This is a genomic window from Streptomyces sp. NPDC002520, from assembly GCF_053595235.1.
In genome coordinates this window covers 63,375-89,950 of sequence record NZ_JBSFXG010000034.1, presented here as the reverse complement: position 1 = coordinate 89,950, position 26,576 = coordinate 63,375, and the positions used below count along the sequence as shown (strand labels likewise).

Here is a 26,576-nt window from a genome sequence, read left to right as displayed (position 1 = left end):
GCTTCGGCCCGGGCGGTCGCGCGGGAGTTGATGCGGGCGGTCAGCCCGGCACCGAGTGCGACGGCGGCGAGCGTGCCAGCCGTGTTGATCAGGGAATTGATGTCGATGTGCACCGGCTCAGGATGTCCATGCGGCCGCCGGGCTGCCGTGGTTGTTGCAGAGCCGTGACGGCCCGGGGACCTGTGATTACCGGGCGTTCGGGCGGTTCGGTACGTGGGTGGGCGACAACGCGCACCGCTACGGTCCCAGCTGAGGCGGGAGTCTTTGCGGGCGGGCCGGGATACTACCCTTCCCGGACCTGATGCCGTCAGCCGTCCAGCCCCCACCGGATCTCATCCGCCTGCATCGTGAACTGGAGACTCGTGCCAGCTCCCATGATGTCCAGCGAGTGCTTGAAACATGGCGACCCATCCATGTCCGCGAGCGGATCGTTCAGGCAGCCATCGTTGGTGTAGCCGTCTGAGGCGCGCATCATCTTGTCGAGCTGGTCCATGGACCGCGGATACATCCGTTTCGCACCGGCTTCTGTGATCGCGTCTTGGAGGTCAACACCGACAGTGACGATGCCGGTGAGATGGTCGGCGCACTGCTGGCTTCCGACGTGCTCGCAGAGGCCTTGGACGTCGCTGGTGGTGGCCTTGTCCAACTTCGGGACCCAGGCGGTGGAGAGGTTCGGTGCGGCGGTGCTCGGTGCGGCAGAGGTAGGCGAGTTGGCGGTGGTGGCGCGTTCTGCCTTGCTGGGCGAGGGCGCGTTGCTGCCGCATGCGGTGAGCGTGGCAGCGAGGACGGCGATGGTGATCAGTGCGGTTCTGGCGTGCATGCCTGATCAGCCTTCCCACACGGTGTATACGGCGCGGGTCGCCTTGCCATGGGCGGGGATGCCGGTCCACTGCTCGCGGTAGCTCATCCCGGCGGGAAGGTTGTTGGGCGCATTGTCGGACGAACCTCTGTCGCCGCCGACGATCTGACCGGCCGCGTTGTAGAGGATGACCTGCTGGGTGACCATGCCCCGCAGGTCACCGTGCGTGCTGTTGATGACCTTCACCGTCAGGTTGTACGAGTAGGGGTCGTTCGTGAACAGGTCGTCGCGGCTGCCCTGAGTGAGCTTCAGCTTGCTGGTGGCGAGCATGGGCTGCTCGACGGATCCGGCCATGCCGAAGGCGTCCTTCGCCTGCGTGACGTCGATCTTCGCGGGGGTTCCGGTGAGCTGGGTGAAGCCGCCGCCGAGCGTGCCGAGGAAGTCGAACGTGGTGTGGGCGGGGATGTTCGGCATAGCCTCCTGGTCCGAGCCGACGATGGCGCCCGCCTTGTCCAGGGCCCGGGCGTCGATGGCCACGGACGCCAGGGAGCTGCCGGGGTTCGTCACCCGGGCGACGTACCTGACGCCCGTGTCGCTGCTGTCGTCCTTCCCGGTGTGGCTCCACACGAGGCGCACGTCGGCGCCGGTTCCGCTCGGCTGGTTGGCTACGGGCTCGCCGTCGCCGGCGGTGTGAGCGGCCTGGCTGTCAGGCTTGTCGCTGCTGCATGCGGTGAGCATGGCGGCGAGGACGGCGATGATCGCGTGCGCGGTTGTTCCGAGGTCCCCCCCAGGACGGTACTGAGCCCCCGTGGCGGCCGCGTTGGGTCTGATCGACAAGTGCCGGGCCAGGGTCTACCTGGTACTGGTGGGCGGTGGCATTCCATTCTTTTCCTTCCCCGGCGCAAGCGCCGGGGTGGATCTCGAACTCGTCGAGTCTCGCACCTTCAGCTCGCAAATCGTCTACCTCCTCTACCGCGTGGCGCGCTGGTGCCGCATCAGGCAACGTTCGCCCGGTCGAAGGCCCTGCCTGTCGACGGTTTCGGCCGCTGGTGATAATCGACCGATGAGCGCCATCGAACGCCCTTTGCCGCCCCTGAACGCCGACGAGCGCACTACGCTCGATAGCTGGCTTGACTTTCACCGCGCCACCCTCGCCATGAAGTGCGAGGGCCTGGACGACGGGCAGGCCGCCGTCGCGTCCGTGCCACCGTCCGGCTTCACATTGACCGGTCTCGTCCAGCACATGGCAGAGGTGGAGCGGAACTGGTTCCGCCGAGTGTTCGCCGGAGAACAGGCCCCGCCCATCTACGACCCGCAGGCCGATCCGTCTGCCCCCGACGGCGGCTTCGAACTGGCCGAGGGCGCCACACTGCACGACGCCCTCGCCACCTGGCAGGCGGAGATCGCCCGCGCCCGCGAGCTCTGCGCCGACCGTGCTCTGACCGACGCAGGCCGCTTCATGGAGCAGGACGTCAACCTCCGCTGGATCTACGTCCACATGATCGAGGAGTACGCCCGCCACAACGGCCACGCCGACCTGGTCCGGGAGCGCATCGACGGCACCACTGGCGTATGACGCCAGATCAGGTCGCTTCCGCCCTACGGTGAGTGACGCGCCGCCGGGTTCCGTGCCGGGCGGCGCGTCGTGCCAGGGTGCCCGGGTGGCTGAACGTGTGCGCGTGCGCGAGATCGATGACGACGAGGGGCAGCGGCTGCTGCGGATCATCCGCAGAGGCACCGGGGCGGTGGTGGCCTGGCGCCGGGCCCAGATGGTGCTGCTCATGGACGTGGTGAAGATCGCCGAGGTCACGTTCACCAGCGCCGACCGGGTCCGCGACGTGATCCACAACTTCAAGTCGTCCGGAGTGTCCGGCGTACCGATGATGCGCTCCGCCTCTGCCACGTGAGTCGCGCTTGGTTGTGTCACGTTCGGCGCCCCCTCTGGTCGTGCTGGGCGCCTTGGTCGCGCTGGTGCCGCGTCACCAAATGCCCTCGGCGAGCAACTGCGCGACCTCCCGAGCACAGCCCCACGACAACGTCACTCCGGCTCCCCCGTGCCCGTAGTTGTGAATCACGGGGATGCCGTCTTCACGACGGTCGGGCTCGACCCGCACCTCGAAGCGCGTCGGTCGGACGTCCACTCGATGCTCGATGACCCGGGCATCCGCCAGCCTGGGCTCGACCGCGGCGCAACGCGCGACGATGCCGTGCGCCGCGGCCGCGTCCTCGGACAGGTCACCGTCATCCTCGAGCGCGGTACCGCCCAGAACGACTTTGTCCCCGTGCGGATAGAAGTGGACGAGGTCGGACGACGATCCTGTGGACTCGGAGAAGAACTCCGCGACCCCCGGATTCTCAACCACCAGTTGTCGTACGGGCGTTGGCTGCACTGTAACGTCTCCGGCCAGCTCGGCGGCGCCCATGCCGGCGCAGTTGACGACGGCGGACACATCATCGAACTCGTCGAGTGAGCGGACCACGCGCTGCTCGACCGCTCCGCCGAGATCACGGAAGCGGCGACGCAGATGGTCGAGATAGACCGCCATGTCGACGAGCGGGACGGTGACACGGTGGCCGGAAAGGAAGCCGTGAGGAAGCTCGGAGGCGTCAGCCTCCCGGAAATCGGGGAGCAGCTCGCTCCACGGTGGTGCGTCGACGGGTTGCCGGGCAGCCTTGATGCCGCTTGTCATGCGGACACCGGCCGCGCCCTCCTTGGCGAGACGCCGGAAGGCGTCGAGCGATGTGAGACTCCATTCCCGGACATCCGCCCAGGGCTCGACAAAGTACGGGCTCCAGATCGCGCTGGCCGCGGGCGAGGTGGGGGCGGGGATCTCCTTGGCGATCAACCGCACGGACAGCCCTGCCTCGAGCAGTACGACTCCGGTGGTGAGGCCGGAGACCCCGCCACCCACGACGACGATCGTCTCGTTCGTTGTCATGGTCCGACCGTAGTCGTTCGAGCACTCCGCGGGTTCGGCTGCATCCAGTCGCGCTCCGCGGTCAGTGCCCTGCTCGGGCACCGTGTGGCGTGCCGCCGCCGATGGCAGACCAATCGTTTCAGCAGTCCGGGAATCCTCTTTGTGGCCAGGCAGTACCCATGTGATTACGCCATATGGATGAGACTGGCGTAGGGTGCCGACCGAATAACCCTCCCATCGCGAAACCGAGTTGACGGTTGGTCTGTGCTGCGCCGCCAGGTGTCCGAACTGGCTGATCGAGAGGACTTCGATGCCCGATTCCCCGACATTCACAGTGCGTTCGGATGCCGGTCGGACAACGACCGCGGCAGGCCCGGGACGCAGCAGGCATGCCAGGCTGACAGTCCGGAATCGGCCAGCCGATGTGGCTACCCGGTCCCGCACGGTACGTCTGGCACTGTGGCCGGCAGTCCTCATGGCGGTCCTGGCGGCGGCCCTGATCGTCTACGTACTGCTTGCTCAGGCCGGCGCCGCCGACGCCGCGACCTGGGGCGTGCTCGTCGCGGGCGCCGTACTCGGCACCGGCGTTCTGGTCGGGGCCGTGTTCGCCGGCCGTGCCGAGGCCCGCAACGCATTGCAGCAGTACGAGATACTGCGTCGCACGGTCGCCGCGGGCCAGGCGGAACTGCAGGACATGCTGGAGAGACTGGGCCGGGGGGAGAGCGTCGAGCAGCTTTCGTTCACCCATCACGCGCCGCCCGAGGTGGACGTACAGGGCCGTCTGACCTACGAGATCAACGTCTTGCTGTGGCAGGCCAAGACGGCCGTTGCCCAGGCCGCGCAGGCCGCGAAGCCGTCCGGGGACGGCACGCAGGACAGCGAGGAGAGGGTCGAGGTCTTCGTCAACCTCGCCAGGCGCCTGCAGTCCCTTGTGCACCGTGCGATCAGCATGCTGGACCAGCTCGAGAACGAGGTGGAGGACCCGGAGCTGCTCAAGGGCCTCTTCCACGTCGACCACCTGGCCACCCGCATCCGGCGGCACGCGGAGAACGTCGCTGTGCTCGGCGGCTCCGTCTCCCGCCGCCAGTGGACCCGCCCGGTGACCCTGACCGAGGTACTGCGTTCATCGATCGCCGAGGTCGAGCACTACTCCCGGGTCAAGCTGGTGCCGCCGATCGAGGGAACGGTACGCGGTCACGCCGTCGCCGACGTCATCCACCTGCTGGCCGAGCTGGTCGAGAACGCCACGGCCTTCTCGGATCCGCACAGCCAGGTACTGCTGCGTTCCCAGCGAGTGGCCGCTGGGCTGGCCGTCGAGGTCGAGGACCGCGGTCTCGGCATGCCGCTGCAGGAGCAGGCCCGGTACAACCAGCTGCTTGCCGAGCCCGACCGCATCGACATCAGCAAGCTGCTCGCGGACGGCCGCATCGGTTTGTACGTGGTTTCCGCGCTGGCCCGCCGCCACGGCCTCGCCGTCCGGCTGCAGAACAACATCTTCGGCGGCATCCAGGCCATCTTGATCATCCCGCGCAGACTGATCGGTGACGAACCGGACGAAACGCCGGACCAGGCTGCTGACAGGCCCCGGCCGATCCAGGCTGCCGCCACGCCGCAGCCGGCCGCCCAGCTCGCGGGCCCGCAGCCGCAGCCGGCTGCACGGTCTGTGGCCCCGCCGCCCGCGCCGCAGCCGACTGCCCGACCCGTGGCTGCGCTGCGCGCGGCGCAGCCGCTGCCTCAAACCGCGCCGATACCCATGGCGTCGCAGCACGCAGGACCGGTGGACGGCGCGCAGCCGTACGACCGAGGGCCCTCGCACACCAGCGGGCCGGCCGACGACGAGCGGCCGGCGCTGCCGCAGCGCCGTGCGCAGGAGCACCTCGTGCCGCAGCTCCGGGACGCTCCCGGCACGCACAGGGGGAACGAGCAAGAGGTGGAGCACGATCCGGGGCTGATGGCCACGTTCCAGCGAGGATTCGGCCTCGCCGAGAACGAACCCGCCGACAGTTCCGCTGAGAGCTCTCACTGACCCGCAGGCTTCACACCACCCCTGAGGAGAAGAACGCCACCGTGAGCGACATGCCTACCGTCCAGAACCAGAATCTCGACTGGCTCCTGACCGGACTCGTCCAAAGGGTCCCCCACGCCCGCAGCGCCCTGTTGCTGTCCTCGGACGGACTGGCGAAGGCTTTCGATGGTCTGGAGACCATCGACGAAGCAGAACACCTGGCGGCTGTGGCGTCCGGTCTGCACTCCCTCGCGCGCAGCGCGGGCGTGCGGTTCGCCGACGGTGCGGACGTGCGTCAGGTGGTCGTAGAGCTGGACACCGCGCTGCTGTTCGTGTGCGCGGCGGGCTCCGGGGCCTGTCTGGCGGTCCTGGCCGGGCGGGAAGCTGACGTCGCCGTGCTCGGCTACGAGATGGCCAAGCTGGTCAAGAGCGTCCGCACGTATCTCGCCACCCCCGCCCGTCAACAGGCGCCTACCGCGGCCCATGATCCGAGGCGCTGAGGATGACGGACGAGCAGGACGAGGCGTGGCTCGACGACGACGCCGGGCGGTTGGTGCGCCCGTACACGGTCAGCAACGGGCGCACCCGTCCCTCGGCGCACTTCGACCTGCTCACCCAAGTGGTGGCCACCGGCGTCCGGCCGAACCTCTATCTGGGTCCCGACTACGAACAGGTCCTGAATCTGTGCGGCGTGCCCCTGTCGGTTGCCGAGGTGGCCGCTCACATGCGGCTGCCGGCCGTCATCACCAAAGTTCTTCTGTCCGACCTCGTGCAGCACGACGCGCTCACCACGCGGGCGCCGCACGCCATGAGGGCGGGCTCCCCAACCGACCGAACTCTCCTGGAGGCGGTGCTGAATGGCCTTCGTAAGCGGCTCTGACCCCTTCCGTACCGCCCTGAAGATCCTCGTTGCCGGAGGCTTCGGAGTGGGTAAGACCACCTTCGTCGGGGCAGTCAGCGAGATCGAGCCGATGAGCACCGAGGAACTGCTGACTCAGATCAGTGCCCGCACGGACAGCCTGGTCGGCATCGAGGACAAGTCGACCACCACCGTGGCGATGGACTTCGGCCGCATCACTCTGGACGATCAACACATCCTGTACCTGTTCGGAACCCCCGGACAGGAACGGTTCTGGTTCATGTGGGACGAGTTGTCCAACGGGGCTCTGGGCGCCGTGGTCCTCGCCGACACCCGCCGACTGGACCACTGCTTCGCGGCCGTCGACTTCTTCGAACGTCGCGGCATCGATTTCGTCGTGGGCGTCAACGAGTTCGACGGCGCCTACCGCTACACGCCCGACGAGGTCCGTGCGGCCCTCGACCTCAAGCCCCACATACCCGTCGTGATGTGCGACGCGCGGCAGTGCTCCTCCAGCACCAGCGTGTTGGTCGCACTCGTACAGCACTTGCTCACCTCGACTCCCGGAGTAACGTCCGCGGAGCTTGACCCGCTGCGCTGACACACGCTCAGAGCAGCCGATTGGAGCCTGCATGTCCGCCCCGGTTCCCTACATCCAGTACGACCCGACCTCCCACCTGCTTCTGACCCCCGAGGACAGGGACGCCCCCGCCCGCGTCGCCAGGCTGCGCGACATCGGCATCGGAGACAGTCCGGTCGAGGAATTCGACGACTTCGCCGCCGATCTTGCGCGCGTCACCAACGCGCCATTCTCGATGGTCAACTTCATCGACGAGAACCGCCAGTACTTCGCCGGCCTCTACGCGGCCGGCCGGCCCGGGATGGAGCTGCAGCCGGGGCCGCAGGTGGGCCGGGTGATGGCCCGCGACCATGGCTACTGCCCACACGTTGTCGTGCGGCGCAAGGCACTGGTACTGGAGGACGTCTGCGACTATCCGCGGTTCGCCGGGAATCCGGTCGTTGACGAGATCGGCATCCGCTCCTACATGGGTGCGCCGCTGATCGACCAGCAGACCGGGATGGCCCTCGGGACGATCTGCGTGGTGGACACCGACACCCGCCCGTGGGGACGGGCGGGCCTGGAGACCATCAAGTCGATGGCGCAGCAGCTGACCGACCGCATCGCCGAAATGGAACGCCGGGGCGGGATCTGAGCACGTGTGAGGGGCAGTCGGCTACAACCGGCCCCATGATTCGTGGTTGGGGAGCCGCGGGCACGGCACTGTGCCGGCGGCTCCCTGTGGGTTTCAGCCCGTGCGGCCAACCGTTTCCAGCGGCAAGGGTTCGGACTGCTCTTGTCGGCCCTCCGCCGGTGCCGTCCGCACCAGGTCGGCCAGACGCTCGGACCACTGGCCCTTGGCCTCGCCGAGCGCCATTTCCCCGAGGCGCAGCAGCTGGATGTCGGAGGTGCCCGCAGGCGCGTATATGTGGTGGGCGTCGCGCAGGTATCGCTCCATCGGACGATCGGTGAACAGGCCGGCTGCGGCGTGGATGTCCATGCCGTCCTTCGCCGATTCGATGGCGGACTCGACGTTGAGGAACTTGGCGCTCATCAACTCCGCGTCACACGGCAGCCCCTGGTCGAGCAGGTGCACCGCGTGGTATGCGGCCAGTCTGGCCGTCATCAGACGGGACTTCAACCTGCCCAGCTTGAGTTTGATGTTGTTGAGTGCGCCGAGCGGCGCGCCGTACCGCTCACGCTCGATGCACAGGGCAGTTGTCTCCTCGAAGACGGCCTGGTGGATCCCGAGGGAGACGGCTGTCAGGTTGGGCCGGCCGTAGAGCACGCTGGAGGAGTAGGCGACAGCAAGGCCCTGGCCCTCCGAGCCGAGCCGATTCTCCGCCGGCACCCGGCAGTCGTTGAAGATCAGCTCGCCGAAGCTGAAACCGTGCAGTCCCATGGCGGGCTTGTGCGGCGCCAGGGAGAAACCGGGGCGGTCGGCCTCGATGAGGAACGCCGACAGTCCCTTCGATCCCTCTCCCGTACGGACGACCACGCCGTGCAGATCCCCGACGTGGCTGTTGCCGACGAAGACCTTGCGGCCGTTGAGAACGTATTCGTCGCCGTCGCGGACGGCGGTGCTGCCCATGCCCAGGACGTAGCCGCCGGACTCCGGCTCGGTGACAGCGATCGTGGGCAGGCAGTCGCCCGCGGCGATGCGCGGCAGCCAGGTCCGTTTCTGCCTCTCGTTGCCGAAATGGACGATCTTGGCGACGCCGAGCTGGGATGCCTGCACCATGGCGCCCATGGCCCCACTGACTCGGGCGAGTTCCTCGATGATGATCGTCTTGGCCAGGTGTCCGGCCCCCATGCCTCCGTACTCCTTGCCGATGGTCACCCCGATCCATTCCTGCCGCGCGATGAGCCGGGACAGCTCGTGGGCCACCTTCCGCGAAGCCTCCATCTCCGCGATCCGGGGCCGCACTTTGTACTCGGCGAACTCACGCACACGATGCCGGAGATCCTCATGCCACCTGCTGGTGAAGTAGCGTTCCACAACCCCTCCTGATTGCTACCCCGTCCGTCCGGAGTCAGAGGTCGTCCGTCGGGCTTCATCGCCTTCTGGCTGACTCGCCTCGCACAGTGTCTACTTGTCGATCCATCTCGGCCAAGATCACCGCATAGGTTTGGCCAAAACTGACACTCTTGCCTCCCGTCTCCAACTGTGCGATGTGGTACTGCGTTTACTCGCTCGCACCACATCCGGATCAGAAACCGCCCAGCCCCGAACAGCACCCGCCACATACCGACGCCGGCCCACTCGCCAGGCAATTGCCTGGCGAATTGACCGCAGCGCACCATGACCAAACCAGCCACGCCACGCCTGACCGATAAGGACCCGCTCCTGGTCGCCACCGTGGTCCACCGGCGCAGATCGGCCATGGTCGCCGGGACAGCCGGGGGTGGTGAGGGATGGCACCTGCACGAAAGAGGCCCCGATCAGGCCATACGGCCAGTTCAGCCCCCAGACGCTGACGAGCGAGCTAGGCGCTGGGACACTTGCGCGATTTGTGAGAACGGCCTCTAACGGTGTGGGCGATCCGCGCGACCAGAGGCCGTGCACATCGACGGAGCGGGTAACAGCAGGTGGGATCAGTCATCGGGCGAGAAGATGGTCCACATGGGGTCCGCTGGTCTTCCCCAGGAGAGCGAGCGCCTCGACCCGCATGATCGGGTCACTCCTTCCTGCGTACCGCGCCCCTGGAATGTCACTGGTGGCGGGAGATGGTCACGAATCCGACGCTCTTGTGAAGGGAGTGACTTGGAACCGTCACGACTCAGCCGAGAACCATGCATACATCCTCGTCCTCCGGCGGGGCTGCCCGTAGTGGCCGGGCTCAGCGCCGACGGAAAAGGCAGGGTTGCAGGGCCGGTACGCTGGGGCCGCTGCGGCACCCCCCACCTTGATCCGCGCCCCCGCGGCGAGCGATGGCCTGCGGCGATCGAGACGTCTTTGGGTATGAGGGTGAAGAACACGTGCTGATAGCGGGCCGGTACCGGCTTCGGGATGCCATCGGGCGGGGCGCGATGGGGGAGGTCTGGCGGGCCTTCGACGAGACGCTCGGCAGACCGGTTGCCGTGAAACTCCTGCTCCCCCACGACTCCGACCCCACCGCGCCCTCACGCTTCCGGCTGGAGGCGCAGACCGCCGGCCGCCTCAGCCACCCGCACGTGGTCGGCGTCATGGACTTCGGCGAGCACGAGGGCCGCCTGTTCCTGGTCATGGAACTCGTCGACGGAGACAGCCTCGCCCGGCTGCTCACCGACTACGGACCGTTGCCCGCCGAGCGGGTGGCCCGTATCGCCGCACAGGCCGCCGCCGGGCTGGCCACCGCGCACCGGCAGGGCATCGTGCACCGGGACATCAAGCCGGCCAACCTCCTGATGGACGCCGACGGCACCCTGAAGATCGGCGACTTCGGCATCGCCCGCTTCCTCGACGACCCCGGCGCCGCGCTCACCGCCACCGGACAGATCGTCGGCACCAGCCTCTACCTCGCGCCCGAGCGGGCCCTGGGCCGCACCGCCGGCCCGGCCTCGGACGTGTACTCCCTGGGCTGCGTGCTCTACCAACTCCTCACCGGACGCCCGCCGTTCCAGGCGGACAGCGCGCTCGCGGTGCTTCACCAGCATCTCGACTCCGCCCCGGTCCCGCCCCGGCAACTCGGCGCCGATCTACCGCCCGCCTTCGAGAGCTATCTGCTCGGCCTGCTGGCCAAGGAGCCCGAGAGCCGGCCCACGGCCGAGGAGGTGGCGGACTGGTTCGGGCGCGGAGCCTGGCGCGGTGCACCGGAACCGCTGCCGAGTGAACACCAGGATCACAGCCACCCGGACCGGTCGCACGTCACCGGCTCGAGCGCCACCGCCCCCGCAAACTCCGTCTCTGCCCCCACGGCCCACTCCAGGGGTGCCTTCGTCCCGGCGGCGGACACCGCGTGGCAGACGAGCGTGCACCGGGCCGCGACCCGCCCCTCGCACCTGCCGTTCCTGCGCCGTTCCCGGTTGGTGGCCGTGCTGAGCGGCGCCGGCCTCTTCATCGTTGCCTTGCTGGTGGGCATGGTGTGGTTCTCGCCCGGCACCGGCTCGGCGCAGGAGCCGCAGATTAACCCGTCCACGAGCGCGAACTCCGCCACGCCGTCCCCCTCGACGTCGTACGAGACTGCTTCCTCGCCCCCGGAAGAGCCTGCCAAGCAGAAGCCGGACAGGGAGCCCGAAGGCAAGCCGGGCCCCAAGGAGGCCGACGGGCACGGCAAGGGCAAGCACTGACAGGGGTCCGGGGCCCTCGCACGGTCTGCGTCGTCTGGCTCCTGTCGCCCCACCTGTCGGAAGGCGAATGCGTACTAGCCAGAAGGATGAGCATGACCAGCAGGGGCAAACCTGCTGGTCAACCGCGCTTCGTGCGTGAGTGTTGCGTGAGCGGACGGTATACGGCACGAGCTGAACTACGTATTGCCACGGACGTCCTCTGACCAGGTGGTCCTGGGTCCCTGGGCCCACCCCTGCAGCGCAGCGGAGTGCCGGACCGTCACACCCCTGGGGTGCCCAACGCCGCACGGCTCTCCGCTCTGGGAGAGCAGGGGCAGGCCCGGCACGGGGGGAACCGAACCTGCCCCAGCACGTCGGCGCCTGCAGACCTCCCCCCGGAGGATGGGCGCCATGACCCCGCCCGGGATCACTTCCAACAGCGCGGCGCAGGTCAGGAGTGTCACGGGGGGACGGGAATGATTGCGAGACCGACAACTCCGTGAAGGAAAACCCTGGTTTCCTTCATAATCTGGTCACGAATTACGCGAAGGCCGGCGGCCGGGGGGTGCGGCGGCATCCGAATCACACCCCTCCGTTCCGTCCGGAAAATTGCCCTGGCGTATGAACATATAGGCAAGTGCCAATATAGGCTGCCATATTCGTGACATCTCGGACGTCGGTGTAACGCTGCAGTGCATGCGGAACGCAGAAGCAGGGAGAAGCGGGGTGCCGACCGGCTGAATCTTGGTGCCCTGGCGCGAGCGCGCAGACACGGCACTACGTCAGATCGGATATCCCTGTGAGAAACATCGACCCGGTTCCCGGATACCGGGCATACAACGAGCCGCCGGGCCCGGACCGCTCTCTGCACCATCAGGCCACCACGCGGCGTACGGCCATCACCATCTGCATGATCGCCGACATTGCGGCGGGGCTGTTGGGCCTGTGGATCCTGTTGTTCCTGCTCGACGCGAACCGCGCGAATGTGTTCGTCGAATTCGTGCGGGGCACGGCGGCCTGGCTGTCCTCGTGGTCACAGAACATTTTCACGATGGACACAGAAGGGCTGCGCGTTGTTCTCAACTACGGTCTCCCGGCCGTCATCTATTTGTTGATCGGTCACGGGATCGCTGCCCGGCTCAACCGAGTCTGACAGTGGACCGGCATCTTATTGATCGACATGAAAGTGGGCCGACCATGACACGCAGCTCCACTGGAAACGATCGCTCGCCGATCTATGAGGACCTGATACGCGAGCGGGGTGATGTCGTCGCGGAAGCTCAACTGGCCGCGGAACGCACGCAGCACCAGGCAGCGGAATTGCTGACCGGATGGGATGCGGGTCAGCAAGCTCGTCGTTGGGGCGACAGCACCGGAGCCGCTGCGGGGGCTCAGCCGAAGTGGTTCGGGTCGCCGCCATAGGGATGGGCCTCGGCGCGGGTACGTCCGTGTGTCCCGTCCTCACCCAAGGACCAAGCCGTGGCCCAGGCGGGCCGACGGCACATCGAACCAGGAAGACCGGAAAGCACAGATGGATTACTGCTCCTCATGCCGTCGGCACCTCAACGGCGCACTGGTGTGCCCCGGGTGCGGCGCCTACGCCCCGGACATCGCCCCGCACGCCGCCAACGGCCACGGCGGCTCGGCCCCGGCGATGACAAGCTCCGGACCGGTCACAACGGCCCACCGGGACCCCGCGGCCTCCGTCACGTGGCACGACAGCCTTCTGGAGGACGAGGCGGAGTCCAAGACCGCAATGGACGTGGCCCCGCACGTCGCCGCCGACACCGAGCACCTGCCGCCCGCACGCCAGGGGCGTGCGGCACGCCGTCGCCGACTGGCCCACTGGAGGAAGAACAAGCGCCGGGCAGCGGTCGCGAGCGCGGTCGCACTCGTCGGAGGCGGCCTGAGCATCGCCATGATGGACCGGCACTCCACCGACCGGGCGCAGGCAACCGTGGCACCGGACGACCCGAGGACGAGCACCGTCCATGAGCAGACACCCCAGCAGGACCATCCGGCCGCCCCACCAGCGACCGCTCAACACTCCCACCGGCCGGCACACACCCCCTCCCAGCCGCAGCCGCCGACGACCAACGCACCGCGTCAGCAGTCCCTCGTGGCACCGCCCCCCACGCCGTCGCCGATCGCCCGGCCGGACACCGCAGCTCCAGACCACCCGGCCGCGACGGCGCCCCCGCAGTCGCAGAGCACCGCCCCGGCCGCCGGCGACACGACCCCCGACCGCTCCGGTGCGACGGCGCACCAGCAGCCGGCGCCCGCGACAGGCGACGGCACGAAGCAGGGCACGTCCCAGACCACCAGCCCCTCACGGGCGTCGACGTCGCCGACGAAGGTCTGCCTGCTCGGGTTGTGCCTCGGCTGACCACGCCTGCACCCGGCCGTTCCCGGTGGGACGAGGGAAAGGAGTTCGCGAGCCGTGTGTCAGCCCGTGAGCAACGGCCCCGGCCGACGGAAGGGAGAGGACGCAGAGCCCATGAACGCCCGCTACGAATTCCAAGTCCTGCTGCACCGCATCGGCCGATGGTGGGCCGTCGACATCCCCCACCTCGACCTCCACAGCCAGTGCCGGACCCTTGAAAAGGTGGAGGACCTGGCGCGTGGCCTCGTCTCCGAAGCCGTCGGGGTCCCTCCGGACGTGATCGTGCTGGACATTCTGGTGCCCGAACTCGCACCCATGCTTGGCTCGGTGGCCGAAGCGCGGCGCCGCCGGGCAGCCGCGGTCGACGCCGAGAATCAGGCGATCGCCGCCGCTGTTCACGAGCTCGTGGACAAGCTCCACGTGAGCCAGGGTGACACCGGGCGCCTGCTCGGCATGCCCCCGAGCGAGGTGGCCCACTTCACGCCACCACGCGGCTCGTCACCCGCCGGCCCAAAGCAACTCACGCCCCCGCCCGAATCCGGTCCGCCGCGACCGGCCGCCACCCCTGCGCTCCGCTCGCACCCCGGCCCCGCGCGGCGGCCACGGCCGGCGACCTCCCCAGCCCGGCCCTCCTGGGCCAAGCCTGACGACGACACTGAACGCCGAGGCTGACAGGGGGCTTCGGCGGGCACGGGCGCGCTTGTGCGGGACCGTTGTGTGGAGTGGCCTCTCATTATTTGGGAGGCCGGTGTGACGTGTCGTACGCTCCGGAGCGTTGCTCGGCCAGTGGGAAACGGATCGATCGTGCGAAAGGAAAGGCGCGTTCAGCGCGTGTCGGCCGATGATCTGGCGTTGAGCACGGCAGTTGCACGGGCCCAGGATGGTGACGAGGCGGCGTTCTCGGTGCTGTTCCGATCGGTCCAGCCCGGCTTGAACGCTTACCTGCGTGGGCTCCTGGGAGAAGGTGCCGAGGACGTGGCCGCCGCTGTCTGGCGGGAGATCGCCCGCGAGTTGCCAGGGTTTCGTGGCGATGGGCACGGGTTCCGCGGCTGGACGGCGAGCATCGCCCGGCGCCACACGCGCGGCCACCTCCGGCGCCGCGGCACACCACTCAACTCGGCAAACACCAGGACGCCTCCGACCGGAGACCACACCGGCCATCCCCCGCCCGGAGCCGTGCTGTCCGCCGAGACGGCCCAGGCCCTAGTCGCCCGGCTGCCTCAAGCTCAGGCTGAGGCGGTCCTCCTCCGCTATGTCGTACGCCTCGACGAACCGGCGGTCGCCCGGGTCATGGGCAGGTTCGTCCTTGTCGTACGGGTCCTGGAGCGTCGTGGCCTGAGGAGCCTCGCCCGTCTGCTGGACACCAGCGATGTGACACACATTGTCGTGCGCACGCCGGGGGAACCGGGATGAGCACCCACCGAAACGGAGACGAAGAGTTGAGCGGCGAGGCTCACCGGCCCGAAACTGCCTCACCCCTCGGCTCCGCGACCGAACGTGACGGTGTGTTCGACCTGGACAACGTCGCCGAGCGGATCGGTGAGGCGCTGCGTCAGCAGCCCGTGGACGACCGTGAGGAACAGGCCGCCCTTACCGCCTTCCACAGCGCACTTACGGCGAGCGACGGGCCCGTGCGCACCCGGCGCAGGGACGACTGGCGCCCGAGGACGCGGACACAACGCTGGGCACGTGGCAGCGCCCTGGCCCTCGCGGCCACTACCCTGCTGGGAGGTATCGCCGTCGCCTCCATCGGCGTTGTCGACAGCACACAACACCACGCTCCCAAGGCCGGCACCAGTAACCGCACGCTTCCGCCGCCCACACCCACCCCTGGCGAACAGGGCTCCCCGTCCACCGGACCAGGGACGGCGCCGACCACCTCCCCCTCCCACCCCGGCACCGCAAAGGACACCGAGGCCCATTGCCGTGCCTACGAAAAGATCAAAGGCCGTGGCCATGCGCTGAACGCCACCGCATGGCAACGCCTAGTCCGCGCCGCGGGCGGCGAACAACGGATCCCGGGCTACTGCGCCCAGTTGACCGGATCGGCGGACGACGCCACCCCGGCACCGACGAAGACGAACAAGACCGCGAAGACGGCGAAGGCCGGGAAGACCGGGAAGGGCCAGGGCAGGCCGAGCGCCGGGCGCAAGCTGTCGAAGGGGCCGTCCAACCGGCCCTAGGCGGCGCCGGATCCGAGGCGGGGCTGGGTACGACACTCGTCCACCTCACGGTGCCGTGCCCATAGCGTGCCCTTCCGAGCGGATAACCCGGTCAGCAGGGGGTGCGAATCCGCTCCTCCGAACCACGCCCACAGCGCGAATAACCAGGTCAGAGTCAGTGCCGCCACGCAAGCGCCATCGCTTCAGCTCCCGGGTGGACCAGTGCGAAAGACCCGTGCCGTCCGGCGGCGTCATACGCGTCAGCGCAATCGCTCGGGCCCGCACCCGTGCCGGCACTTGTTCCCGGGCCCCGCCCGGCCGATCGCCTTCCAGCCCGGCCAGGCCGTGCTCGGCATAACGGCGCTTCCAGCGGTCCACCGTCGGCAGCGACACTCCCAGCAGCTCGGCGATGTCCTTGCGTCGACGCCCCTCAGCGGACCAGAGCACGATCCGGCCCCGCGTGGCTATATCCGCAGGAACTTCCCGACTGCTCACCAACTCCCGCAGCTTGGCGGCCTGTTCCACAGAGAGCTCCATGCCAATAGAACGAGACATGCAAGATCAAGTAACGCCGACAGGATCACGAGACACTAGTACCACGTCACCACGACTCGCCTCACGTCCGAGGCCGTAGGAACGTGGAGCTCAGTCGCTGGCGACAAACACGGTCACCATCAGGCTGGACCACACGAGGAACTGGCGGCTGTCGAAGGCGAGCCCACCAGTCCCCGTCATCGGTATCGCATCCGGTACGACCTCGGCAGTGGAACTCGAACGACCGCTCACACTGCTCACGGAGTGCGGTACCAGTCTTCGCCGTTACTGCCGAGCGTGTTGCGTAGGTAGCTCTCCAAGGAAGATGCGATCCAGGTGCGGCTGTCCGTTTCGTGATCCCATACGAAAATTTCATCGCGGGCCGGGGTGCGCACGAAAGCGAATTGGTCGCCGCCACCGTTGTCCCCGAAGAACATGAGGGCGTCGAACGGCATGTACAGGTTGCGGAACTGCTCGTTGGCACGGAAGGCCTGGTTCTCCTCGAGGATCTTCTCGGCCGTCCACACCACCTCGGTCCCGTAGTTGGCTTCGATCCCGTCCGTCTCCGCCAGGAGTTCACGCAAGGACTCGGGAAGCGGTTGTCCAAGCTGCTCCTCGATCGCGGTCAGGGCGTCGGAGGTCGCCGGGTCCTGCAGGTCCACGTCGGGGAATTCCGAGGCGAGTTCTCGCCACATGAGGCACTTTCTCCATTTCGTTCGGATTACCTGATGCGGGGGCTGAACCAGTGCCCCAGCATATCATCCACCTTGGTAACGTGATCAAGGATCTGCTGCCGGGTGGCAGTGGGGTGGGTTCGGTAGAACTCATTCCATGAGACGCGTATCTCGCTGAGGTGGATCCTGCTGTTAATGTCACCCTTGGGAATTCCGCGCAGGTTTTCGAGGGAGTGGATTTCATCCGCCTTGAACAGGCCGGGATATTTCTTGAGGACTTGCTGCTCGATAGCATGGTGGACGACCACCTTGCCTTTGAGTTCTGGGTGTTCGTTGAAGAACGTCTGTTTGTAGTTGTGGTTTTTGGTGCTGCCGACGGAGCCTTCTTCTCGGGTGGGGATCTCTTTGCCGAGTGGGGTGGTTTTTTTATCCTTGGCGTTTTGCGCTGCGGTCTGGCAGGGGGTGAGGCCCAGCGGGTCGGCCCATAGGTGCGGGTTGTGGACGTAGGAAGACGGGTTGGGGGCGGGTGCCAGGCCCAGAGGGTCGAGGGTGAGGTAGCGGGCTGTTTCCGGGTCGTAGTGCCGGAAGTGGTTGTAGTGGAGGCCGGTTTCCGGGTCGTAGTACTGGCCTGGGAATCGCAGAGGGGTGTAGGCGGAGCTGTTGACAGCCCATGCGGTCGTTCCCCACAGCGTGCGCTGCATCTGCCAGGCGATGTCACCGCGTTCGTCGACGAGGGCGCCGGGGGTGCCGACGAGGTCGGTGATGATGGCGAAGAAGCGGGCGTCGATCTCGCTCTGGGGGGCGTCCGCGCTGGTTATTCGTTCGGTCTGGGTGATCGGGTGCAGCCCGTGGTGGTCCCAGGTGAGTGTGACGGGGTGTGGGGCCTGCGCTGAGACAGTGGTCTGTTCGCACAGGGTGGTGCCGTCCCAGGTGAAGTCGGTGCGTTCGAGGACGGTTTCGCCGTCGTCGGCCAGACGGGACTTGCTGGTGCGCCGGCCGAGCGGATCGTAGGTGTAGTGCCAGCGGGTGCCGTGCGGAGTGACCACCGAGGTCAGGCGGTCTTCGGTGTCCCATTTGTAGCGCCAGGTGTCGGGCTTGCGGGACAGCCGGGTCTTCTGCCGCAGGGTGACGCGGCCCAGGGCGTCGTACTCGTAGCGGACCGTGCCGGCGCCGGTAAGGCGGGTGCCGGTGTAGGTGCGGGGGCCGGTTGCTTCGTGTCCGGGGTGGTTCGAGGGCCAGGACGCGAAGACCTGGTTGCCCGCCTCGTCGTAGGCGTAGGTTTCGTCCCAGTTGGCGGCTTGTACTGCGGTGACGCGGCCAGCAGGGTCCAGAGTTATGTGGCGTGGTCCAGCGGCGGGGTCGTCGATCTGGACGAGGTTTCCATCGGCTCGGTAGGAGTAGCCGCGTTGGCGGATCGGCTGGCGTCGGGTGTTTGCCGTGATGGTCTCGGCAGTGAGCCGGCCGGCTATGTCGAACTGGTTGTCCCAGGTGAGGCTGTTGTCGATGCGACGGGAGAGTTCGCGGCCCGCCGCGTCGTAGGCGAAGTCGATGGTTCGGCCTGCGGCAACGATCTGTGCTGGGCGTCCGGCCGCGTCGTAGCGCCAGGTGGTGACGGCCCCGGTCGGTGTGGTCCGGCTGCTCAGTCGTCCCCACCGGTCGTAGGTGTAAGTGAGGCTGCGGCCGTTGACGGTTTCGGATCGGAGGCGGCCGAATTGATCGCGCAGCAGGACCAGCGTGCAGTCGGGGCTGGTTGCCTGGGCCAGTTGGTCGGTGAGGTCGTAGGCGTACTCGGTGACGAGGCCCTCGGCCTGCTTGCGGGTCACCTGGCCCAGGAAATTCCGTTGGTAACGGATCACCTGGCCGGTCTGGTCGGTGCGTGAAGTCAGGTGGCCCGCCGCATTGTGGGTGTAGGCAAGACGGCGGCCGTCGAAGTCGGATTCAGCTGCCAGGTTCCCTGCGGCGTCGTACTCGTAGCTCCACGTCAGGCCGAGTGGGTTGATGACCCCGGTCAGGCGCAGCTCGGTGTCATGGACGAACTCGTGGCGGGCTCCGTCTGGCCCGGTGCGGGCGGCGATCAGGTCGAAGTGGGTGTATTCGTAGCGCGATTCGCCGCCGAGCGGGTCGGTGTGGCTGGTGCAGTTGCCTTCGCCGTCGTATGTCCAGGATTCGACGGTGCCGTCGGGGGCGGTGTAGCGGGCTAGATGGCCTTCGAGTGTCCAGTCCATCTGGGCCACGGCCCCGACCGGGTCGGTGACTGTGGTGATGCGTCCGAATGCGTCGAGCTCGTAGCGGGTTACTGCGCCGAGCGGGTCGGTCACAGCCAAGGGCAGGCCGGCCGGGTCGGGGGCGATGGTCGTGGTGTTGCCCATGGGGTCGGTGACGGAGGTGAGCCGGCCTGCCACGTCGTAGGCGTAGTGGGTGGTCTGTCCTGACGGGTCGGTGTCCGACGTGCAGTTGCCGCGTTCGTCGTAGGTTCGCCGGATGACGGTGCCGTCCGGGTTGACCACCTTTACGGGGAGGCCGAGGTGGTTGTATTCGGCGCGTGCCGCACGCCCGTCGGGGCGGTTCACGGTGATGAGTTGGCCGGTCGCGTCGTACTCGAGGGTCATCGTGTGGCCGAGCGGGTCAGTGTGCTGCCGCAGGCGGTTGTGACGGTCGCGTACGAAGCGGGTGACGTTGCCCAGGGGATCGATGCGGGCGATCACTTGGTCGCGTTCGTTCATGACGAAGCGTGTGTCGTGGCCGAACGAGTCGGTGATCGTTGTCGTGTGCTGCCCGGATGGGTCGTCCGCGGCACTGTAGGTGAAGACCGAACGCTGGTGTCCGGCTTCTCCCGCCTGATAGGTGCAGCGGTCGTGCTCGTCGTAGGTGTAGGCGAAGGAGCGTTGGTTGGTGTCCCTCCAGGACACGATCCGTCCGCGCTCGTCGTAGCCGAACCGGGTCGGTCGGCCGCTGGAGTTGATGACGTCGGTCAGATGTCCGTCGGCGGAGTAGCCGTAGCGGACTATTTCCTGGTCGCCGCCGTCTGCTGCGGCGCCGACCAGGGCAAGCGTGCAGATGCGTCCGGACGAGCAGGTGAGCTGGAGGCGGTAGCCGCTGCTGTGTGTGACCGCTCGCGGGGCTCCCTGCTCGTCGTATTCGAATTGGATCCAGTTGCCGTTGCGGTCGTCGACCTGTTCCAGCAGTGCGATGTCATTGCGTGCGTCGGCGAAGTGCAGTCGGCGGCCGCTGTCAGGCTCGATGATCAGGTAACCGTCGTCCGTCCGATCCAGTGACCAGCGGGTGCTGCCGTGCCGAGGCAGGGTCGGCACGCCCGGAGCAGGGTGGGGGTAGGTCAGCAGCAGCCCGTCTTCGCCGACGAAGACAACGCCTTCGGTGTCGATCTCCAGGCGCTGGTCGATGGTCGAGGACCAGGTGGGGCCGAACCACCGTCCCGAGCGGTAGGTGGAGGAGAACTCGCGCTTGAAGACGAGTGGAAGCCCGGCCGGAAGGCTGACGTCTGTTTGAGAGAGCAGCACGCTGCCGGTGGCGATATCGACCGGGTCTTCTTCGCAGGTGATCTCGGGGGGCTGCCGGGATGTGGCATGGGGACGCTGTTCGGCTGCTTGGCGGGCCTCACGGCGCAGGGCGTTCTCGGCACCCGTTTCGACTCCCTCCTTCAGCGCGAGCCGCAGCCCGCCTCGCGCGAGCCCCGCGCCCTTGGTGCCGATGAGTTCCGGGATGAGGCGGCCGAGGAACTCGGAGGGATCCTTCTTGAAGCCGTCCACGGCGGCCTGGACGACCCGTTCGGGATGGGAGGCTGTGGAGACCAGGCCGGCCAGCGTCATGTTGAGGTTCTGCGCGTAGGCGGCCGGGTGGGTCAGGCTGTAGGGGTCCATGGGGTTGAGGCCACGTGCGAAGTTGAGCAGCCCCGCAGTGCCCTTGAGAGCTCCGCCGACGACATGTGTGAGTTCGGTGTTGACGGCCTGGTAGCCGTCCTTGAAGTCGTTGCCGAGGCGCGACAGTGGCGGAGGCTCGGCCGGCGCGTGCGCGAGGGCCTCCTTCACCTTGCCCTGCGCCTCGGAGGCGACCATGTTGCGCTGCTTGCGGGCCTCGCGGAGCTTGTCGACAGCGGCCTTGGCGTCGGCCTTCCCCGCGTTGCGGTCCTGCTCCGGCTTCGGTCCCGGGTCCTCGTCCGCCCGGAGTTTGGCGTTGTAGGCCTCGGCCTTGGTCTGATAGGCGGTGGCCGCGTCCTGGGCTGCCTTCACGCCCTTCTTGTAGAGCTCGACGGCCTCCTTGGCTTGGCCCTGCGCCCACTTGACGGTGTCGGCGTACGACTCCAGTGCCCCTGCCGCCGATGCGCAGGCCTCGGCCGCCTGTGCCCATTTGGTGGGATGGACGCCGAACTTCTCCCGGAACGCGTCACCGCCCTCGCCCTGCCAGCCGGAGGAGTCGACCTTCCTCAACCCCGAACTCACCTTGTCGAAGGCACCGTGGAAGTCCCTCAGGTGCTTGGCACTCTCACGGATCCTGTCCGGATTGCCGTGGACGAGCTCATCGGCCTCCTCCGTCTGCCCGAGTTGCTGCTCTCCGGGTGTGGCGCCCAGGTCGGAGGCGACCTCGTCGCCCCAGTCCTCCACCCCGTCCGCCCAGTCGTGCAGACCGGCATGGTCCAGGGCCCCGCCCAGCTTGTCGGTGCCGTAGTCGACAGCCTCACCGAGCTTCTTCTTGCCCTTGTCATAAAGGTTTTCCGCGCCACCGAGGAGAGAGTTGGTCACATCGCCGAGCCCCATCAACCCTCACCGCCCTGCTGCTCGGCGGCCTTGGCGCGGGCCTCGGGGGAGGGGCCGAAGGTGTCGTCCAGGTACTGGTTGTACTCCTCGTTGGACACCCCCAGCGCACTGTGCAGGTTCTCCGGGTTCAGGCCCGGCACCGGTCCGATGGTGTGCGAGGTCATGACGTCCCGGCCCGCGTCCTTCCAGGCCTGCCCGCTGTTGGCCATGGCATGGTCGAAGGACTCCTTGCTGTAGTCCACGTTGCCGCCGTACACCCCGGACGTGGCGATGTCGCCCCAGCCCATCTTCTCGACCTGCTCCTCGGAGGCGTACGGATTGCCGATGGCGGCGTTGGTGACGACCTTGAAGGTGCCCTCGATGTAGTGCTCGGTCTCGTAGTAGGTGCCTGCGGACAGACCCGTTTTCTCGGCGAACGCGTTGCCCTCGTTGATCAGCGAGCGAACGCCCCACTCCCAGCGCTCGCAGAAGGACTTGAACTCGCCCGTCAGCCCCTCGTGGCCGAGTTCCAGCCCGGAGAGGGCGATGTCGCCGAAGCCGCGCCCGGCCCCGGCCTCGCCCACCATGCCCAGTTCCTTCAGCTCGCCCAGCGCCTCGGTCAGGCCCTTGGCGATCAGACCGAGCCCCTCGGTCTTCAGGTCCATGCCGCCCTCGGTCACGTCATGTCTCCCGTGTCTGCGTCGAAGTCCAGTGCCGCCTCGTCCGGCACAATCCCGCGCACGGGCGGGAAGACCATGCCGCCCTCCCCGTCCGCGCAGTCCAGCGCCACCCCGCAGGGCACCCCGGCCGCAGGCACGGCGACGTCCAGCAGGCGTGCGCCGAGAACGGTCTGGTACGTCCACTCGCGGGCCGCCTCGCCGCGTGCGACGGCGTATCGGGCCAGTGCCTGCTCGTCCGAGAAGGCGAGGATGAAGCGAATGCCGTTGAAGTCGACGGTCAGCAGCCCGCGTTCCCAGTCCGATCCGGGGCCGTCGCCCAGCGGGACCAGCACGGGGGTACGGCGGAACTCGCCGAGGAGGGCCGCGAACTCGCGCCTGCGAGCAACTACTTCGGGACCATCGAGTGCCGGTACTCGAACAGGCTCGAAAGCAGGCGGCTGGTCACCCTGGTGCGTGTCCCGCTGCCGGTGCTCAGGCGAAGACGTCATCGGATCCCGAGAATCCGGCGTCTCCTCCATCTCGACGTAGTCCGAAATCCGCGACCGTGGAACCCGCTGCGGTCCGTCGACCGCACCCCCGTACTCAGACATAAAACACATCATCACAACTGCACACGGTGAGCCGCAAACGGCCGACGGAGGAGACGTCGCATTCGTGTCGGTCCATGACCGCGTTCAGCGGCGAGTACATCCGTGCCCAGCCGCTGGAGACGTTTGTCGAGGCCTGCGGGCCGTGGCCGCGCGCACCGTACGCCAACTGGGAGCCTGAGGACTTCGACCAAGCCACATGGGCGGCGATCGCCCCGCATGCCCAGACCGGCGTGGCCGTCCTGTCGTACATCACGGCCAACGTTGCCTTTCTGTTCTTGAAGGAGTCGGTGGAAGACCAGGCCTCCTGGAGCAAAGCGATGAAGGGCGATCCGGTGGCCCTCCTGACCGCAGCACGCACCAAGCTGGAGACTGCCGACTGGACCGGCACCGAGCCCTTCAAGGAGGCGGTGCTGGGCGCCGGCGAGGAACACGGTCTGAACCTGGGCAAGGCCCAGGCACCGGTGTGCGTCGCGGTCACGGGCCGCATGGTCGGTCTGCCCCTCTTCGAGTCCCTGGAGATCTTGGGCACGGACCGCACAACTGGCCCGGATCGACGCGGCTCTGGCGAAGCTCGCTGGCTGACCACATCGTGGTCAAGGTCCCGTCCGAGCGGAGGCGGGAAGAGACTGACGCGATGTCACGAAACGGTGCGGACGGCTCGCATGTCTCTGGGCCGCGCTGTCCGCGAAACGCTCTTGAAAGGGGTCTTTCTGCTCATGTCGGGCATCGAAGTGGCAATGTGTACGGGGAATGCCGGGAAGTTCCGTACGGCACAGGAGCATCTCGCGCCATGGGGCATCAAAGTGGAGCAGGTGCCATTGGAGCTGGACGAGATTCAGACGACATCAGTCGTCGAGATTGCGCAACACAAGGCTCGACAGGCTTATGCGCTTCTCGGGCGGCCGTTGTTCGTCGAGGACTCAGGCTTCTACATCGAGGAGTTCGGCGGTTGGCCGGGGCCTATGGTGAAGCAGGCTCTTGAGGATTTCGGACCCGGCGGGCTGACGCATCTCGCAGATCTCACGAAGAACCGGACCTGCCGTTTCGCGAGCGCCGCTGTCTACGCGGACGCTGACGGCCGGTTGAAGACCTTCGCGGAGGACACACGTAGCCCGGGAACGATTGCGGCTGCTCCCGTCCGCGGAAACAGTCCACGGTCGTCGTCCGACTTGTGGTCGATCTTCGTGCCGGAAGGCGCAGCCACGACGCTGGCCGCGCTACCGGAGGACGAGCAGAACCGCGTGTTCGCCGAGCGGGGAAAGAGCTCGGTCGTCGCGGCCCTGGGCGAGTGGCTGGCGCAGTCACATTGACATTGCGACGGTGATATCACCCGAGGAATAGCGAGTCGGGGGGTCTGTGGCTCATGGTGGTCATCCGACAGTGCCGGGCGTTACCGGATATCCCGGTTGCCCTGCGGGTTGCCCGGTGAGGTCGGCGAGCGATCCGCTCACTTGGGAGATCGCGTTGACGCCCCACCTCCTGCCCGTCGAGAGGTTCCAGCTATGCCGCGCCCGTTCGAAGAATCGCCCTACGCCTTCACTGTCCCGCCTCTGGTCGAGGCAGTGCCGGCGGCACGGGACCGCGTCGCGGACCGTGCTCGGCGGCTTGGGCTGGGTCTGGGCGAGGAGCTGACCCACGACTTGAAGCTGCTTACCGGAGAACTGGTCGCGAACTCGGTCACGTACACGAAAGCTGCGTGCGTTGTGTGCGTACGATGGACCGGAGAACGGCTCCGTGTCGAAGTCACCGATATCGATCCCATGCCGGTGGATCTCTCTCAAGCTCTGCCCATGGACGAGCACGGTCGTGGTCTCTTCCTCGTTGCCGCACTGGCAACAGATTGGGGATCAGAACCCTGTGCAGTGGGGAAAACGATCTGGTTCGAACTCGAAGTGGCGTCCTCAGTAGAGATGACCACGACGACGGCGACACCGCGTGGTGAAGTGTCGGCTGAGCAGACGATGGCCAGTTGCGCGGGCGACGCCCTTCCGGTGCTGGCCAAGTCCCTGCCAGCAGTCGGTGCACGAGCACGAGCCGAGTACCAGGCGGCCTGAAGGCCCCTCGATGCCGGAAACTCGGAGGGGCGGGCTGTCGATGTCAAAGTTCCGGAGCTTTTCTACTGCCGATTCTTACCAAATCCTTCGGCGGAAATGTCAGGGCGGGCGCGTCCGCTAGCCTTCCGGCTTCTCCCGCAGAGTGCTGACCGACCTCGCCAAGGAGTAGGACTTCCCGCTCCGCGAGGGCCTTCAGGACTACAAGCGTCGCGGCAGTGTCGATCGGGACTGGCTCATCGAGCAGTACGTCCACCGCCGCCGAACCCTGCCGGACCTCGCCCGCGAAACCGGCATGAGCACCGCGAACATGGCCCGCTGGGCCCACACCCACAACATCCCCCTCCGGCCACGGGGCGGAGCCAGCCACCACACCGCCCTCCGCACCGCCGACGAAGCCGAGGTACTTCCAGCAGTCCTTCGCAAAGCCCTCACCGGTTCATTCGCACGGCAGCAGCTCTCGCGGTTCCTGGCCGCCCGGTCCTACCCCACGCTCACCGAAGGAGCCCGAGACCTCGGCATCCGCCAGTCCGCTCTGGTGACCCAGATCAACCGTCTCGAAGAGGACCTCGGACAGCCCCTCTTCGAGCGGGCAGAGCGCGGCAGGGCTATGAAACTGACCCGATTCGGGAAACGCGTCGCCGCAGCCGCCCAGACGATCCCGGCTGAGGAAATGCCACGACGGTGAGAGGAAACACCCATCCAAGCCGTGAGACAGCGGGAAGCTGCTCAGCGCCTCGTCTCGTACCTGGTCAGGATCACGCCGCCGGGAAGCGTCCGCGTCTCCACCAGGTTCAGGTTCACCCAGTTGTCCAGCGCGGTGAAGAACGGCGTGCCGCCGCCCACCAGGACCGGATGGGCGGCGATCACGTACTCGTCGATCAGCCCGGCGAGCATGGCCGCCCCGGTGAGCGTCGCGCCGCCGATGTCCATCGGGCCGCCGCCCTCGGCCTTGAGCCGGGTGATCTCGGCGACCGCGTCGCCGGTGACCAGGCGGGTGTTCCAGTCGACCTTGTCGATCGTCGAGGAGAACACCACCTTCGACATGTCCCGCCAGCGGCGCGCGAACTCGATCTCCGCCGGAGTGCCGTTGGGCTGCTGGTCGCCGGTCGGCCAGTAGGAGCTCATCGTCTCCCACAGCTTGCGCCCGTACAGTGTCAGGTCGGTCGCCTGCAACTGGTCGGACCAAAACTGGAACAGCTCGTCGCTCGGCACGCTCCAGCCGATGTCGTCGCCGGGCGCGGCGATGTAGCCGTCCAGGGTCAGGTTCATGCCGTAGATCAGTTTCCGCATGGCCCAGCCTTCCGTCCGTGGGTGTCCGGCGTATAGACCAGCGCGGCGCGGGAAACTCATCGGTGCGCGA

Annotated in this window: 25 protein-coding genes and 2 pseudogenes; 17 read left to right on the top strand and 10 right to left on the bottom strand. The window is 67.4% G+C overall.

Features of this window, described 5'->3' with window-relative positions; translation table 11 throughout:
- Positions 1 to 307: 307 nt before the first annotated feature.
- A complete protein-coding gene (locus ACWD5D_RS34565; RefSeq protein ID WP_451376752.1) occupies positions 308 to 820 on the bottom strand; it encodes a hypothetical protein in 513 nt (170 codons plus the stop codon).
- Between the two features lie 6 nt (positions 821 to 826).
- The gene (locus tag ACWD5D_RS34560) at positions 827 to 1,537 is read right to left on the bottom strand and encodes a hypothetical protein (protein ID WP_451376751.1); all 711 of its coding nucleotides are present in this window, start codon (positions 1,535 to 1,537) and stop codon (positions 827 to 829) included.
- 325 nt (positions 1,538 to 1,862) lie between these two features.
- Here ACWD5D_RS34560 and ACWD5D_RS34555 point away from each other — a divergent pair, with 325 nt between their 5' ends.
- Complete coding sequence (locus ACWD5D_RS34555; protein WP_451376757.1) at positions 1,863 to 2,375, top strand: DinB family protein; 513 nt, start codon at positions 1,863 to 1,865, stop codon at positions 2,373 to 2,375.
- A gap of 85 nt (positions 2,376 to 2,460) precedes the next feature.
- Positions 2,461 to 2,664: pseudogene (locus ACWD5D_RS34550) on the top strand (IS630 family transposase); the annotation flags it as partial.
- A 114-nt stretch (positions 2,665 to 2,778) separates the two neighbouring features.
- On the opposite strand, the gene ACWD5D_RS34545 reads toward ACWD5D_RS34550, so the two are convergent.
- Positions 2,779 to 3,819, bottom strand: coding sequence for an FAD-dependent oxidoreductase (locus tag ACWD5D_RS34545; RefSeq protein WP_451376750.1), 1,041 nt, complete (start codon positions 3,817 to 3,819; stop codon positions 2,779 to 2,781).
- Between the two features lie 373 nt (positions 3,820 to 4,192).
- Between ACWD5D_RS34545 and ACWD5D_RS34540 the strand changes: the two genes are divergently transcribed.
- From ACWD5D_RS34540 to ACWD5D_RS34520, 5 genes are read left to right on the top strand one after another with little or no spacing between them, the layout of a single operon-like run.
- Entirely contained in the window at positions 4,193 to 5,743 is a 1,551-nt protein-coding gene (locus ACWD5D_RS34540; protein ID WP_451376749.1) for a sensor histidine kinase, read from the top strand.
- Between the two features lie 50 nt (positions 5,744 to 5,793).
- Positions 5,794 to 6,222, top strand: a complete 429-nt coding sequence (locus ACWD5D_RS34535) for a roadblock/LC7 domain-containing protein (RefSeq protein WP_451376756.1) — start codon at positions 5,794 to 5,796, stop codon at positions 6,220 to 6,222.
- A 2-nt stretch (positions 6,223 to 6,224) separates the two neighbouring features.
- A complete protein-coding gene (locus ACWD5D_RS34530; protein WP_451376748.1) occupies positions 6,225 to 6,602 on the top strand; it encodes a DUF742 domain-containing protein in 378 nt (125 codons plus the stop codon).
- Positions 6,580 to 7,182 (top strand): GTP-binding protein, encoded by a 603-nt coding sequence (locus tag ACWD5D_RS34525; RefSeq protein WP_451376747.1) that lies wholly within the window; start codon positions 6,580 to 6,582, stop codon positions 7,180 to 7,182. Before ACWD5D_RS34530 ends, ACWD5D_RS34525 begins: the two co-directional genes overlap by 23 nt.
- A gap of 31 nt (positions 7,183 to 7,213) precedes the next feature.
- Complete coding sequence (locus tag ACWD5D_RS34520) at positions 7,214 to 7,795, top strand: GAF domain-containing protein (protein WP_451376746.1); 582 nt, start codon at positions 7,214 to 7,216, stop codon at positions 7,793 to 7,795.
- A gap of 93 nt (positions 7,796 to 7,888) precedes the next feature.
- Here ACWD5D_RS34520 and ACWD5D_RS34515 read toward each other — a convergent pair whose 3' ends face one another.
- Positions 7,889 to 9,139, bottom strand: coding sequence for an acyl-CoA dehydrogenase family protein (locus ACWD5D_RS34515; RefSeq protein ID WP_451376745.1), 1,251 nt, complete (start codon positions 9,137 to 9,139; stop codon positions 7,889 to 7,891).
- A 980-nt stretch (positions 9,140 to 10,119) separates the two neighbouring features.
- Here ACWD5D_RS34515 and ACWD5D_RS34510 point away from each other — a divergent pair.
- From ACWD5D_RS34510 to ACWD5D_RS34485, 6 genes are all read left to right on the top strand, one after another.
- Complete coding sequence (locus ACWD5D_RS34510) at positions 10,120 to 11,409, top strand: protein kinase domain-containing protein (RefSeq protein ID WP_451376744.1); 1,290 nt, start codon at positions 10,120 to 10,122, stop codon at positions 11,407 to 11,409.
- Between the two features lie 778 nt (positions 11,410 to 12,187).
- Positions 12,188 to 12,541: a hypothetical protein gene (locus ACWD5D_RS34505; RefSeq protein ID WP_451376743.1), complete on the top strand. Its 354-nt coding sequence runs from the start codon at positions 12,188 to 12,190 to the stop codon at positions 12,539 to 12,541.
- A gap of 378 nt (positions 12,542 to 12,919) precedes the next feature.
- Positions 12,920 to 13,774, top strand: a complete 855-nt coding sequence (locus ACWD5D_RS34500; protein WP_451376742.1) for an SCO2400 family protein — start codon at positions 12,920 to 12,922, stop codon at positions 13,772 to 13,774.
- 111 nt (positions 13,775 to 13,885) lie between these two features.
- Positions 13,886 to 14,443 (top strand): hypothetical protein, encoded by a 558-nt coding sequence (locus tag ACWD5D_RS34495; protein ID WP_451376741.1) that lies wholly within the window; start codon positions 13,886 to 13,888, stop codon positions 14,441 to 14,443.
- A gap of 30 nt (positions 14,444 to 14,473) precedes the next feature.
- Positions 14,474 to 15,184: an RNA polymerase sigma factor gene (locus tag ACWD5D_RS34490; RefSeq protein ID WP_451376740.1), complete on the top strand. Its 711-nt coding sequence runs from the start codon at positions 14,474 to 14,476 to the stop codon at positions 15,182 to 15,184.
- Positions 15,181 to 15,954 (top strand): hypothetical protein, encoded by a 774-nt coding sequence (locus tag ACWD5D_RS34485; RefSeq protein WP_451376739.1) that lies wholly within the window; start codon positions 15,181 to 15,183, stop codon positions 15,952 to 15,954. The genes ACWD5D_RS34490 and ACWD5D_RS34485 overlap by 4 nt, the downstream gene beginning before the upstream one ends.
- A gap of 45 nt (positions 15,955 to 15,999) precedes the next feature.
- Here ACWD5D_RS34485 and ACWD5D_RS34480 read toward each other — a convergent pair whose 3' ends face one another.
- The 5 genes from ACWD5D_RS34480 to ACWD5D_RS34460 all read right to left on the bottom strand — a co-directional run bounded on the left by ACWD5D_RS34480 (position 16,000) and on the right by ACWD5D_RS34460 (position 23,060).
- Positions 16,000 to 16,458 (bottom strand): helix-turn-helix domain-containing protein, encoded by a 459-nt coding sequence (locus ACWD5D_RS34480; RefSeq protein WP_451376738.1) that lies wholly within the window; start codon positions 16,456 to 16,458, stop codon positions 16,000 to 16,002.
- 266 nt (positions 16,459 to 16,724) lie between these two features.
- Positions 16,725 to 17,162: an SMI1/KNR4 family protein gene (locus ACWD5D_RS34475; RefSeq protein ID WP_451376737.1), complete on the bottom strand. Its 438-nt coding sequence runs from the start codon at positions 17,160 to 17,162 to the stop codon at positions 16,725 to 16,727.
- A 26-nt stretch (positions 17,163 to 17,188) separates the two neighbouring features.
- On the bottom strand, positions 17,189 to 21,898 hold the full coding sequence (locus tag ACWD5D_RS34470) for a putative T7SS-secreted protein (RefSeq protein WP_451376736.1): 4,710 nt from the start codon (positions 21,896 to 21,898) through the stop codon (positions 17,189 to 17,191).
- A 14-nt stretch (positions 21,899 to 21,912) separates the two neighbouring features.
- Complete coding sequence (locus tag ACWD5D_RS34465; protein WP_451376735.1) at positions 21,913 to 22,572, bottom strand: hypothetical protein; 660 nt, start codon at positions 22,570 to 22,572, stop codon at positions 21,913 to 21,915.
- Complete coding sequence (locus tag ACWD5D_RS34460) at positions 22,569 to 23,060, bottom strand: hypothetical protein (protein ID WP_451376734.1); 492 nt, start codon at positions 23,058 to 23,060, stop codon at positions 22,569 to 22,571. Before ACWD5D_RS34460 ends, ACWD5D_RS34465 begins: the two co-directional genes overlap by 4 nt.
- Before the next feature lie 221 nt (positions 23,061 to 23,281).
- On the opposite strand from ACWD5D_RS34460, the pseudogene ACWD5D_RS34455 reads away from it, so the two are divergent.
- The 4 genes and pseudogenes from ACWD5D_RS34455 to ACWD5D_RS34440 form a co-directional block, all read left to right on the top strand.
- Positions 23,282 to 23,744, top strand: a pseudogene (locus ACWD5D_RS34455) (glutamate--tRNA ligase); the annotation flags it as partial.
- Positions 23,745 to 23,824: 80 nt separating this feature from the next.
- Positions 23,825 to 24,472, top strand: coding sequence for a non-canonical purine NTP pyrophosphatase (locus tag ACWD5D_RS34450; protein ID WP_451376733.1), 648 nt, complete (start codon positions 23,825 to 23,827; stop codon positions 24,470 to 24,472).
- Between the two features lie 192 nt (positions 24,473 to 24,664).
- Complete coding sequence (locus ACWD5D_RS34445; RefSeq protein ID WP_451376732.1) at positions 24,665 to 25,216, top strand: ATP-binding protein; 552 nt, start codon at positions 24,665 to 24,667, stop codon at positions 25,214 to 25,216.
- Positions 25,217 to 25,508: 292 nt separating this feature from the next.
- The gene (locus ACWD5D_RS34440) at positions 25,509 to 25,901 is read left to right on the top strand and encodes a LysR family transcriptional regulator (RefSeq protein WP_451376731.1); all 393 of its coding nucleotides are present in this window, start codon (positions 25,509 to 25,511) and stop codon (positions 25,899 to 25,901) included.
- Between the two features lie 41 nt (positions 25,902 to 25,942).
- On the opposite strand, the gene ACWD5D_RS34435 is transcribed toward ACWD5D_RS34440, so the two are convergent.
- Positions 25,943 to 26,506, bottom strand: a complete 564-nt coding sequence (locus tag ACWD5D_RS34435; protein WP_451376730.1) for a dihydrofolate reductase family protein — start codon at positions 26,504 to 26,506, stop codon at positions 25,943 to 25,945.
- Between the last annotated feature and the right edge of the window lie 70 nt (positions 26,507 to 26,576).

Coding starts and splice junctions, on each gene's coding strand:
- ACWD5D_RS34475 (WP_451376737.1), bottom strand. CDS start 17,162: ATGTGGCGAGAACTCGCCTCGGAATTCCCCGACGTGGACCTGCAGGAC.
- ACWD5D_RS34445 (WP_451376732.1), top strand. CDS start 24,665: ATGCCGCGCCCGTTCGAAGAATCGCCCTACGCCTTCACTGTCCCGCCT.
- ACWD5D_RS34460 (WP_451376734.1), bottom strand. CDS start 23,060: ATGACGTCTTCGCCTGAGCACCGGCAGCGGGACACGCACCAGGGTGAC.
- ACWD5D_RS34555 (WP_451376757.1), top strand. CDS start 1,863: ATGAGCGCCATCGAACGCCCTTTGCCGCCCCTGAACGCCGACGAGCGC.
- ACWD5D_RS34565 (WP_451376752.1), bottom strand. CDS start 820: ATGCACGCCAGAACCGCACTGATCACCATCGCCGTCCTCGCTGCCACG.
- ACWD5D_RS34540 (WP_451376749.1), top strand. CDS start 4,193: ATGGCGGTCCTGGCGGCGGCCCTGATCGTCTACGTACTGCTTGCTCAG.
- ACWD5D_RS34535 (WP_451376756.1), top strand. CDS start 5,794: ATGCCTACCGTCCAGAACCAGAATCTCGACTGGCTCCTGACCGGACTC.
- ACWD5D_RS34500 (WP_451376742.1), top strand. CDS start 12,920: ATGGATTACTGCTCCTCATGCCGTCGGCACCTCAACGGCGCACTGGTG.
- ACWD5D_RS34435 (WP_451376730.1), bottom strand. CDS start 26,506: ATGCGGAAACTGATCTACGGCATGAACCTGACCCTGGACGGCTACATC.
- ACWD5D_RS34450 (WP_451376733.1), top strand. CDS start 23,825: ATGTCTCTGGGCCGCGCTGTCCGCGAAACGCTCTTGAAAGGGGTCTTT.
- ACWD5D_RS34530 (WP_451376748.1), top strand. CDS start 6,225: ATGACGGACGAGCAGGACGAGGCGTGGCTCGACGACGACGCCGGGCGG.
- ACWD5D_RS34520 (WP_451376746.1), top strand. CDS start 7,214: ATGTCCGCCCCGGTTCCCTACATCCAGTACGACCCGACCTCCCACCTG.
- ACWD5D_RS34485 (WP_451376739.1), top strand. CDS start 15,181: ATGAGCACCCACCGAAACGGAGACGAAGAGTTGAGCGGCGAGGCTCAC.
- ACWD5D_RS34525 (WP_451376747.1), top strand. CDS start 6,580: ATGGCCTTCGTAAGCGGCTCTGACCCCTTCCGTACCGCCCTGAAGATC.
- ACWD5D_RS34560 (WP_451376751.1), bottom strand. CDS start 1,537: ATGCTCACCGCATGCAGCAGCGACAAGCCTGACAGCCAGGCCGCTCAC.
- ACWD5D_RS34440 (WP_451376731.1), top strand. CDS start 25,509: ATGAGCACCGCGAACATGGCCCGCTGGGCCCACACCCACAACATCCCC.
- ACWD5D_RS34495 (WP_451376741.1), top strand. CDS start 13,886: ATGAACGCCCGCTACGAATTCCAAGTCCTGCTGCACCGCATCGGCCGA.